Source organism: Rhizobium sp. O111, assembly GCF_055616315.1.
Genome location: NZ_JBSHXL010000001.1, coordinates 1,928,800 through 1,937,507, shown reverse-complemented (window position 1 = coordinate 1,937,507; position 8,708 = coordinate 1,928,800). Strand labels below are relative to the sequence as shown.

General features: G+C 58.5%; 17 protein-coding genes. 13 read left to right on the top strand and 4 right to left on the bottom strand.

Annotated features, from left to right (window positions below; translation table 11 throughout):
- Position 1 precedes the first annotated feature (1 nt).
- Genes ACVTFQ_RS09860 through ACVTFQ_RS09830 form a run of 7 tightly spaced genes read left to right on the top strand, consistent with a single transcriptional unit; the run spans position 2 to position 4,294 of the window.
- Complete coding sequence (locus ACVTFQ_RS09860) at positions 2 to 490, top strand: hypothetical protein (protein WP_470423845.1); 489 nt, start codon at positions 2 to 4, stop codon at positions 488 to 490.
- A 12-nt stretch (positions 491 to 502) separates the two neighbouring features.
- Positions 503 to 1,576: a major capsid protein gene (locus ACVTFQ_RS09855; RefSeq protein ID WP_470423844.1), complete on the top strand. Its 1,074-nt coding sequence runs from the start codon at positions 503 to 505 to the stop codon at positions 1,574 to 1,576.
- 51 nt (positions 1,577 to 1,627) lie between these two features.
- Positions 1,628 to 1,945, top strand: coding sequence for a hypothetical protein (locus tag ACVTFQ_RS09850; protein WP_470423843.1), 318 nt, complete (start codon positions 1,628 to 1,630; stop codon positions 1,943 to 1,945).
- 3 nt (positions 1,946 to 1,948) lie between these two features.
- Entirely contained in the window at positions 1,949 to 2,440 is a 492-nt protein-coding gene (locus ACVTFQ_RS09845; protein ID WP_470423842.1) for a DnaT-like ssDNA-binding protein, read from the top strand.
- Positions 2,440 to 2,802 (top strand): hypothetical protein, encoded by a 363-nt coding sequence (locus ACVTFQ_RS09840; protein WP_470423841.1) that lies wholly within the window; start codon positions 2,440 to 2,442, stop codon positions 2,800 to 2,802. Before ACVTFQ_RS09845 ends, ACVTFQ_RS09840 begins: the two co-directional genes overlap by 1 nt.
- Positions 2,799 to 3,848 (top strand): head morphogenesis protein, encoded by a 1,050-nt coding sequence (locus ACVTFQ_RS09835; RefSeq protein ID WP_470423840.1) that lies wholly within the window; start codon positions 2,799 to 2,801, stop codon positions 3,846 to 3,848. The genes ACVTFQ_RS09840 and ACVTFQ_RS09835 overlap by 4 nt, the downstream gene beginning before the upstream one ends.
- Positions 3,848 to 4,294, top strand: a complete 447-nt coding sequence (locus tag ACVTFQ_RS09830) for an HK97 gp10 family phage protein (RefSeq protein WP_470423839.1) — start codon at positions 3,848 to 3,850, stop codon at positions 4,292 to 4,294. Before ACVTFQ_RS09835 ends, ACVTFQ_RS09830 begins: the two co-directional genes overlap by 1 nt.
- On the opposite strand, the gene ACVTFQ_RS09825 is transcribed toward ACVTFQ_RS09830, so the two are convergent.
- Entirely contained in the window at positions 4,251 to 4,466 is a 216-nt protein-coding gene (locus tag ACVTFQ_RS09825) for a hypothetical protein (protein WP_470423838.1), read from the bottom strand. The two genes, ACVTFQ_RS09830 and ACVTFQ_RS09825, sit on opposite strands and share 44 nt — an antisense overlap.
- 13 nt (positions 4,467 to 4,479) lie before the next feature.
- Between ACVTFQ_RS09825 and ACVTFQ_RS09820 the strand changes: the two genes are divergently transcribed.
- Genes ACVTFQ_RS09820 through ACVTFQ_RS09810 form a run of 3 tightly spaced genes read left to right on the top strand, consistent with a single transcriptional unit; the run spans position 4,480 to position 5,803 of the window.
- Entirely contained in the window at positions 4,480 to 4,905 is a 426-nt protein-coding gene (locus tag ACVTFQ_RS09820; protein ID WP_470423837.1) for a phage tail terminator-like protein, read from the top strand.
- 2 nt (positions 4,906 to 4,907) lie between these two features.
- A complete protein-coding gene (locus tag ACVTFQ_RS09815; RefSeq protein ID WP_112949793.1) occupies positions 4,908 to 5,393 on the top strand; it encodes a hypothetical protein in 486 nt (161 codons plus the stop codon).
- An 8-nt stretch (positions 5,394 to 5,401) separates the two neighbouring features.
- The gene (locus ACVTFQ_RS09810; RefSeq protein ID WP_470423836.1) at positions 5,402 to 5,803 is read left to right on the top strand and encodes a hypothetical protein; all 402 of its coding nucleotides are present in this window, start codon (positions 5,402 to 5,404) and stop codon (positions 5,801 to 5,803) included.
- Between the two features lie 345 nt (positions 5,804 to 6,148).
- Here the strand turns inward: ACVTFQ_RS09810 and ACVTFQ_RS09805 are convergent, their stop codons facing one another.
- Positions 6,149 to 6,535, bottom strand: a complete 387-nt coding sequence (locus ACVTFQ_RS09805; RefSeq protein WP_470423835.1) for an Arc family DNA-binding protein — start codon at positions 6,533 to 6,535, stop codon at positions 6,149 to 6,151.
- Positions 6,536 to 6,641: 106 nt separating this feature from the next.
- Between ACVTFQ_RS09805 and ACVTFQ_RS09800 the strand changes: the two genes are divergently transcribed.
- The 3 genes from ACVTFQ_RS09800 (at position 6,642) to ACVTFQ_RS09790 (ending at position 8,109) form a co-directional block, all read left to right on the top strand.
- Positions 6,642 to 6,809: an Arc family DNA-binding protein gene (locus ACVTFQ_RS09800; protein ID WP_470423834.1), complete on the top strand. Its 168-nt coding sequence runs from the start codon at positions 6,642 to 6,644 to the stop codon at positions 6,807 to 6,809.
- Between the two features lie 77 nt (positions 6,810 to 6,886).
- On the top strand, positions 6,887 to 7,726 hold the full coding sequence (locus tag ACVTFQ_RS09795) for a phage antirepressor KilAC domain-containing protein (protein ID WP_470423833.1): 840 nt from the start codon (positions 6,887 to 6,889) through the stop codon (positions 7,724 to 7,726).
- Positions 7,726 to 8,109, top strand: coding sequence for a hypothetical protein (locus ACVTFQ_RS09790; protein ID WP_470423832.1), 384 nt, complete (start codon positions 7,726 to 7,728; stop codon positions 8,107 to 8,109). Before ACVTFQ_RS09795 ends, ACVTFQ_RS09790 begins: the two co-directional genes overlap by 1 nt.
- Before the next feature lie 46 nt (positions 8,110 to 8,155).
- Here the strand turns inward: ACVTFQ_RS09790 and ACVTFQ_RS09785 are convergent, their stop codons facing one another.
- Together ACVTFQ_RS09785 and ACVTFQ_RS09780 are read right to left on the bottom strand one after the other, a co-directional pair.
- Positions 8,156 to 8,377, bottom strand: coding sequence for a hypothetical protein (locus ACVTFQ_RS09785; protein WP_470423831.1), 222 nt, complete (start codon positions 8,375 to 8,377; stop codon positions 8,156 to 8,158).
- A 32-nt stretch (positions 8,378 to 8,409) separates the two neighbouring features.
- Positions 8,410 to 8,703 carry a hypothetical protein gene (locus ACVTFQ_RS09780; protein WP_470423830.1) on the bottom strand — a complete coding sequence of 98 codons (294 nt, stop codon included), beginning with the start codon at positions 8,701 to 8,703 and terminating at the stop codon, positions 8,410 to 8,412.
- Between the last annotated feature and the right edge of the window lie 5 nt (positions 8,704 to 8,708).

Genomic DNA, 8,708 nt, shown 5'->3' with positions numbered 1-8,708 from the left:
CATGGGTCGCTATTCCCGAATCCACCTTGGGCCTGCTCGTCGCAAAGATCCGCAGGTCCGCGAAGCTGAAGCCGGCGCGGCGATCACCCCCGGTTCGCTCATCGTCCTGTCCTCGGGCCGGTTCGTCCTGGCCGGCGCGACTACCATCGGAAAGGTCTGGCTGGCGCAGGAAAACTACCTCGCCATGAAAGGCGTCGATGCCGCCTATGCCGCATATGCCGCCGGACCCCCGATCGTCCGTGGCGATACTGTGCTGGGCCTTGAGATGGAAGATGACACGCACTATGCGGCGCGCATCGCCACCGGCGTCAACATCACCGCTGTCGGCACGCCGCTCACCCCCGGCGCCAATGGCACTCTCGCTATCGCCGCATTGAGCGACCTCGTCGTCGCCTATGCGGACGAGATCTACAACAACAACACCGGTGCCTCGCAGCTCGTTCGGATCCGTCCGGCCGCCTCTGCAAGCTACCTGTCGGCGGCATCGTAAGGAGGCTCCCAGATGCGCTATTTTGACGAACAGCTCGTCGCCAATTCCCGGCCGCACCGTCAGTGGTGGGCCGAAGTCGGCGCGCAGCGCGAAACCTTCCATGTCAATGAGGCCAACCTCGCTGATCTGGCGGCCAGCACAGGCCTCGTGACCAACGCTGCGGCGGTCCTGCCTCGCGATGCATGGCTCGAGATGGACACCATCACCCGTCGTGTCATGCGCGACGACGAAGGCGAAAACTTCATGCGTGACCTGATGGCGCTGGCCCGTCCGGTCAACATCGGCAAGATCGCCTTCGGGTATCGCGTATCGAGCGACGCCGGCACGGTCCGTCGTTCTATCTCCGGTCAGGTGCCGGAAGTGCTCGGCAAGACCGAATACGACTATCGCCAGACGATCGTTCCGATCTTCAACACTGGCTATGGTCGCTCCTGGCGCGAATGGAACACGATGCAATCCGAGAATTTCGACGCGCTGTCGGATGATCAGGAATCGCACACGGCCGCCATTCGCCGCGACATGGCGACCTATGTCCTGAATGGCGATACCAGCATCACCTTCCAGGGTTCGGTCGGCTACGGCATCCGGAACCATCCGAATGCAAAGGCGATCAACCTCGGAGCTGCTGCGGGTGGCTACAACATCGACCTGACCTCCGCCTCGACCACGGCGGACCAGATCGATGCATTCCTCACCAACGGCATTGGCGGCGCCCTTCGCGCCAACAAGCTGAATGGCCGCAAGGTCAATCTGTATATCTCGGGCGAGATCATGCAGAACTGGTCGCGCAGCTATTCGGGGTCCGAAGGCTTCAAGGGTGGTCGCCTCATCGACTACCTTCGGACCCACCCTAATATCAACAAGATCGAAGAAACCTCGCTGCTCTCGGGCAACGCGTTCTTCGCCTTCGTGCCGGATGCGACCTTCATCCGACCGCTCGTCGGTATGGCCGCCAATACCACGGCCATGGTCCGTACCAACCCTGTCGATGATTACAACTTCCTGATCATGGCGGCGCTGGGCATCGACATTCGCGCGGATTGGAACGGCGCTTCCGGCGTCTTCTACTCCACCGATATCGATTAACGAGTGTGCCTCGCCTTCGGGCGAGGCGTCCCGCAACTGGAGATCATCAACATGAAGATCGAAATCACCGGCCGTGGCATCTACGGCGCGAAGGGCGAAGTTCCGGTCGGTACGCAATTGACCGTCGAGAAGGAGCCGAAGGGCTGGGAAGGGCGGTACCGTGTCGTTTCTGGCGGTCCCGCAGAAGGCAGCGAAGGCGTCAACAACTCCGCCTACAAGGTTGAGACCAAGGGCGGCGGCTATTACGTCATCACCAAGGATGGCGAGCCCGTCACCAAGAGCCTCCGCAAGGACGATCTCGAAGGCTTCGACGGCATGTCCGAAGAAGACAAGGTCGCTTTCGTCGAGCTGCACAAGAAGGAAGCCTGATCAATGGCAGGCTACGGCGACGATACGGGCTTTGCATCCTGGCTGACTGATAACGGCTACGTCCTGCCGGGAACCGCGCCGTCGCCGGCCGTCCTTCGCAATCGCGGGAGCCAATACATCGATGCGGTGTATGGCTCTCGCTTCCTTGGCAGTGTGGTAGACCCGCTGCAGGAGCGCCAGTGGCCGCGCGAGGGGGCGGTCGTGAACGGCAAGCTCCTGCCGTCCGATGTTGTCCCGCCTGCCGTGATCAACGCCTCATACCAGGCCGCCTATCAGGAAGGCCTGAAGCCGGGGAGCCTCACGGCGATCGGCACGTCCTCTGGCGCGGTCAAGCGCGTGAAGGTTGGCCAGATCGAAAAAGAGTACCAACAGGCAAAGGACGACGGCACGGCCTCGGCCATCACGCCGCTGATCTCCATCGTCGATGGCATGCTGGCGCCGTTCCTCAAGGATGAGGATCTTGTGTCGCTAGGCATCTGGTCGGTGGGCTGCTGATGGCCAAGTTCGACTATGCCGAGATCCAAGCGGTCGCCCATGAGCTGATCGAGGAGTTCGGCCAAGAGGGCGCCGTCAAGCGCATCACGCCTCCCGACCCGGTTCTCGGCGGTGACGGCATAGAAACGAGCTACCCGGCCACGCTGGTGCCGATGACCTATGACCAGCGATACGTGAATGAAACCAAGATCTTGACCAGCGACCGGCAGATCTACATCTCCTCGGTCGGCCTGGCTGTCGTGCCACAGGTCGGTGACATCGTCTCCGCCGGCGGGGTAGAGTACCACGTGATTGCAAACGACCCCAACAATTACGATGGGGTCGTAAACGTCGTTTTCATTGTGCAGGGGCGTTTGGCATGACGTTCGAAGAGCTGCTTGCGCAGTACGAGCCGCGCATCGCCAAGGCGTTCCGCGATGCCATCGAGAGCATTAAGTCAGGCGTACTGATGAAGACGGTAGTGGAGCGCCTGGAGCGCGGCGACATCTCCGGAGCGGTCGCGGCTATCCAGTTCGACCCGGAGGCATTCGCATCACTGGAGCTTGCCCTGCGGGAAGCCTTCAATACTGGCGGCGTCAGCTTCGTTCAAAGCTTGCCTTCGCTGGTTGCCGCGGACGGTACGCGCGTCTTGTTCCAGTTCGGTGTGCGCAATCTGGAAGCCGAGCGCCTCATCCGCGAGCAGTCGTCGATGTTGGTGACCAATATTACCGAAGATCAGCGCCAAGCACTCCGCATGGCCTTCGAGGCCGGGCTCACCCAAGGGAAGAACCCTACGGCTACTGCTCTCGATGTCATCGGGCGCGTGAACCGCGTAACGGGGCGGAGGGAAGGCGGGACGATCGGCCTCACGTCTCGGCAGGTGAATTTCATCACCAGGGCTCGAGAAAACCTTCAATCGGGCGACCCAACATTGATGAAGGCGTATCTCGACCTTAAGACGCGCGATAAACGGTTCGACCGATCGGTGACAAAGGCAATTCGCGAGGGAAGGGCAGTCGACGAGACGCTGATCCAGCGGATGATCGGTAGGCTATCCGATAACAATCTTCGCCTGCGTGGCGAGATGATTGGCCTTGAGGAAACCAGGTCGGCGCTTTTCGCCGTTCGCGATAACGCCATCCGGCAGCAGATCGGGAGCGGGAAGATCGCCGCTCAGGATGTCACGAAGCACTGGCTGCACTCTGGATCAGAGCATCCGCGAATGCAGCATATCGAGATGGCGGCGCGCTATAAGGCAGAGGGTGTCCCGCTCGATCAGGCTTTCGTTGCGTCGGACGGCACGTTGCTGATGTATCCGCATGCCCCAGGCATCCCCGCGAGACACAAGATTGGCTGCAGGTGTCGCCTAGAATACCGCATCGATTACATCGCGGCCGGCCTTCGCCGGTACCGAGCGCGGGCCGCCTGATGGCTAACTTATCCTTCGGCGCCGCCGTAGCGCGCTGGGCTGAAGCCGTACCGGAAGCGATCGAGGCCGTCAGAAACGAAAGCGCTCAAGAGGTCGTCAAGGAAATGCAGACCATCGATGTGGATGGTGGTCGGCTTCCATACGATACTGGCTTCCTCTGGGCATCTCTAATGGCATCGACATCTGCCATGCCGGCGATCAACCCAAAAGCCAACCCAACTGGCGGGCAGACGTACGCCTTCGACTTCGGCACGGTCGAAGCAGTAATCGCTGGCGCGTCACTCGATGACGACTTGTATTTCGGATACACCGCCGCTTACGCGGCACATCAGGAGTATGGCGCCAATGGCCGGCCGCCGGCCGCATTCGTCCGCTCAGCAGCTCAGAACTGGGACGCAATCGTCAATCGCAATGCGGAGAAGGTTCGGAAGGCGTTTGGTCTGTGACATGCTCGCCCTTCATGGTCATGGCCATCTGCAACGAGAAGATCGCCAGTCGAGCAGCTTTCAGCGTGTTGTTGCCGAAATCGGTCTGACCTTCCTCGCGCGCGAGCTTCAGCCAAACCTCCTGCAGGAGGTCATAGATCTCGCTGTCCGGAATGGGCGGTTTCTCTGACATGGGTTAGCGATACATGGCGGTCACAACCGACGCAATCATATTCGAGGCCTTGCAAGCCCGCCTGCGGACAATGCCTGGCGTTCTGCCGATCGCGGGTCCGAACGTCACCTTTCCAGCTGCGGGACAGACCAAGCCAGACAAGTACCTGAAGGTCGACTTCCTACCCAACCGGACGCGACAGGTAACGCTGGGCGATGACCCACAGCAGAAGATCGGGATCATGCAGGTGTCGGTCATGTGGCCGGTCGGCAAGGGCATCCTCGATGGGCTTGAGGTGGCTGGCGCAATCGTCAACCGCTTCAAGAATGAGACGCTATTCGCTTCTGACGTGAGGATCATGATCAGCAGTGAGCCATGGGCCGCAAGCCCGCTTCAAGATACTGACCGGCTCATGATCCCGGTCAGTATCCCCTACATCGCTTTTGAACCGGAGGCCTAGAAATGGCAAACAAGACGACAAAGAAGGGCAGCAAGGTCTATGTCTGCGAAGACCCGCAGAATACGGATCTTACATCCAGCACCTATGCGGCACTGACCTGGGTGCTGGTCGGTAAGGTCGGAAACATCGGTGACCTTGGCGCGACCTCGAACATCAACGTCTACAATACCCTCGACGAGGCTGTTTCGCAGAAGCAGAAGGGCGTTGCGAACGCTGGCGATCCTCAGATCGAAGTCGCCGATGTGGCAGATGATGCAGGTCAGGTGATCCTTCGCGGCTTCGGCGACCCCCTGAACCAGAACAACTGTGCCATCAAGATCGAGCGCAACGATGCACCTCCCGGCAAGACGAACACCATCTTCTACAGCCGCGGCGTTGTCTCTGGCCCGCTCTACCCAGGCGGTGGCTCCGACGACTTCGATCTCGCCCGCTACACGATCGGCCTCAACCAGCTGCCGATCCGCGTCGATCCCGTAACCACTCCGTAAGGTGACCAATGGACATTTCCACCCTTGTGAATGCTGAAGACGTGTTCGAGCTCAAGCTCGTCGATCCCGTCAGCGACGAGCCGCTTGGCATCCGCTTCATGATCCGCTCGGCCGAGTCCGATGCGGTCAAGAAGGTCATTCGGCAGCACAGCGACAAGTTCCTCGCGAGCCGCAAGAAGAAGCTGACCACTTCTAAGGTCGAGGCCGAATACCTCGACAAGGCTGCCGCATCGGTCGCATCGTGGGACTGGGGCGATCACGACTGGAAGGGATCGAAGCCGGAGCTGAGCTTCGAGACGGCGAGGGAAGTGCTTGAGGAGGCTGGCTGGATCTATGACCAGGTAGCGGCAGCTTCCGAGGATCGCGCAAATTTTACGAAGACCTCGGCGAAAGGCTCTGCGAAGCCGTAGCCGTCGTCGGGCGATACGATTCCGTCCGCGATAAAGATGGAGAGACGCGCCGCGAGAGGAACGAGGCCTTCGAGACGAATAGTCCCAAGGTCGATGTCCCTCAAGACGGCGCGCTTCTCTGGGATTGGTTCTGGGATATCCGGCAAGGCCTGACGCCGGGCTTCAACGGTCCGGCGGCTATTTGCAGCTACGAGTTCATAGCTTGGTGCCAAATAACCGGTAACATCGTCAGACGTGAAGAGATTGCCATCCTCAAGTCGATGGATACGACGTTCCGGTCAGCCGTCGATGCCGAGAGTGAGGCGATTAGGGAGCGTGAAAGACCGGCGGACTAATGTCAGCCAATCACGAGCCGCTCTTTTTTGATGCCTCTGCCACGATGGTTGCGACGCGTTGTGCAAGCATTTCCATTTGGTCATCAGCGATCGTAGGAACGTAGGGCAGAGGCAACTTCGGTAGTTCCTGCAGGTCTTTGGCAAGCTTCTCGGACAAAAGCTTGTAAATTTCTACATCGTGCCGCAACTCCCTCAGTTCAGCGTCGATAGTGTCGACCTTGTCGAGCCCAGGGATTTCCGGGAGATCAATCCAGCCGATCGACACCTCCAGCCGATGGACGATCTCAGCGTTCAGGCTTCGGCCACTTTTAGCGGCAAGCTTTTTCAGGTGGTCGCGCATCCCGTCGGGAAGGCGGAGCATAAACTTGTCGCTTTCGCGGCTTGTGGCAGAGGACATCGATAATACCTGCAAATAAAAGTCACGGTGACGCATCGCGGCGCTTGACGCAAGGATGGCACCGTGACATCTTTCGTTTGTGTCACGGTGACACTGTGGAGACGAAATGAAGAAAGCGCAAGAAGCAGACAAACTGATGCTTCGCCTTCCGGAAGGGCTCCGGAAGGCTATCAAGCTCGCTGCCGTTGAGAATGAGAGAACCATGAACGCTGAGGTCGTCTATCACCTCAAGCGAGCATACGCTGAAACAGAAAAGGCCGGGGCATCCGCTTAAGAGCGCCCCGACCTTCGGAAGCATGCCGACGTTGGCGCGTCGGAAAGCAAATTCACCAAGGAAAAAGGACTTCCTCAATGAATGACATCATCAATACCACGCGGGGCGGCGCCCTGACAATGTCGAGCCGCGAAATCGCCGAGCTTACAGGTAAGGAGCATAAGAACGTCATCCGGGATATTCGCCTCATGCTTATCGGCCTTTATGGCCAAGAGCACTTGGTGAGGACGATCCCGGAGAACTACCGCAACCGACATTCCGAATATGTCCGCGAAAATTCGGGGGCCATCTTGGACGCGATAGTTGGCGATGGCTCCAAACGGAGCCATCCTAATGACGCTACCTTCCCAGGGGTTTCATGGGAAAGGGACACTCGCGGGTATGTTGCCGTCTTTCGTCTCGATCAAAGCCACTCGATGACGCTGGTATCTGGGTATGACGTCCAGCTTCGAAAACGTATTGTCGATAGATGGATGGAGTTGGAGACCGATCACCACCCGGTGACTTCCCCAAACCTGAACGATCCTTCACTGTTGCGTCACCTCCTTCTTGAGAATGTCGAGAAAGTCATTGCGCTGGAGACCCGTGTCGAGGAAATGCAGCACGACGTTGACGCTCTTGAGCAACTTACTGATGCGACCGGCACATTCAGTCGCACCGAAGCGGCGAAAAATCTTGGAATCCCGCCGCAGATACTCATTCGCTGGATGAGGACCAACGGCTGGATCTATCGTCGAGCAGGCGCAAAGGAAGATCTCGCTTACCAGTCGAAGATGGCCGCTGGCTATCTTGAGCACAAAATCTCGACGGGCCCCCGCCCTGATGGAACAGAGTGGATCTCCACGCAAGTACGGGTTACCGCAAAGGGACTGGCTGTTCTTGCTAAGGCGTTTCCGGTGTCGGCGAGGGCAGCGTAATGAACCGCCGCACAGCGCTAAAGGGCGGAATAGCATTGGCATTGACGGCACACACCGCAGCCGTCGCGCCTGTGCTCGCTGCGGACGACCGCGAACTCGTCGCACTTGGGGAGCAACTCAAGTTGTCTTGGGCAGAAGAAAGGAACTGTGACCGCGCCGGCTCTCACCAGGATGATTTTGAGAAGGCCTACGACATAAGCGACAGGATCGTGGACGCGATCGAGGCTTTGCCAGCGCAAACACTCGCCGGGCTTCAGGTGAAAGCGCTTGCGGTTGCTTGGTGCTATGGAACCGACAACATCGAGTTGGAGGGAGACACGACCGATGTTCGGATCTCTGCATCCATTATCCGCGATCTTCTAAGCTACAGCGCGGCGGCATAGTCCTAGTAAAGAGGTAACCAGAGGCGGCTTTGGGCCGCCTCATCTTTCAAGCCGCCGTCAGCTTTTCTCCGGTGAGAACGATTTCAAAATGGCCTTCATCTACAAAATTGACGTCACTACCGTCTAACAGAAACATTTCTTTCGTAGTCGGGACGTTTTGCGTCCTGCCACTTAACGGTGTGAACGACCTGAAATTTTGGAATTCAATGACCGTGTAACTGCGGCCACTCGTTCCAATACATGCGATCCTGCGAATTTCTTGTCTCATGATCTCACTTCTCGGTGTCATCAGGGTTTAGATTAGTAGCTATAACCGAGGACGCGACAATTGGTGGCGACGCCAAAGGCAATTTCATTGTCTTTTAGATCGCCATCCAACCGCTCATTGAGTTGTTTGCAGAAGTCTCGAACTTTATCGACCTCGTTCGGCTCGGCTTTTGCGAGTTCGAACAGCTCCTTTACCGCGCCGTCTCGGCGCTCAGCTCTTGCTTGCCGCTCTCGGTGAGCACTCCACTCACTCCAGGCGTAGAACGCTCCGCCTGCGATAATCACGGCGCACGCGCTGGCAATCAATATCTTCAACCAACCGTCCATTTATC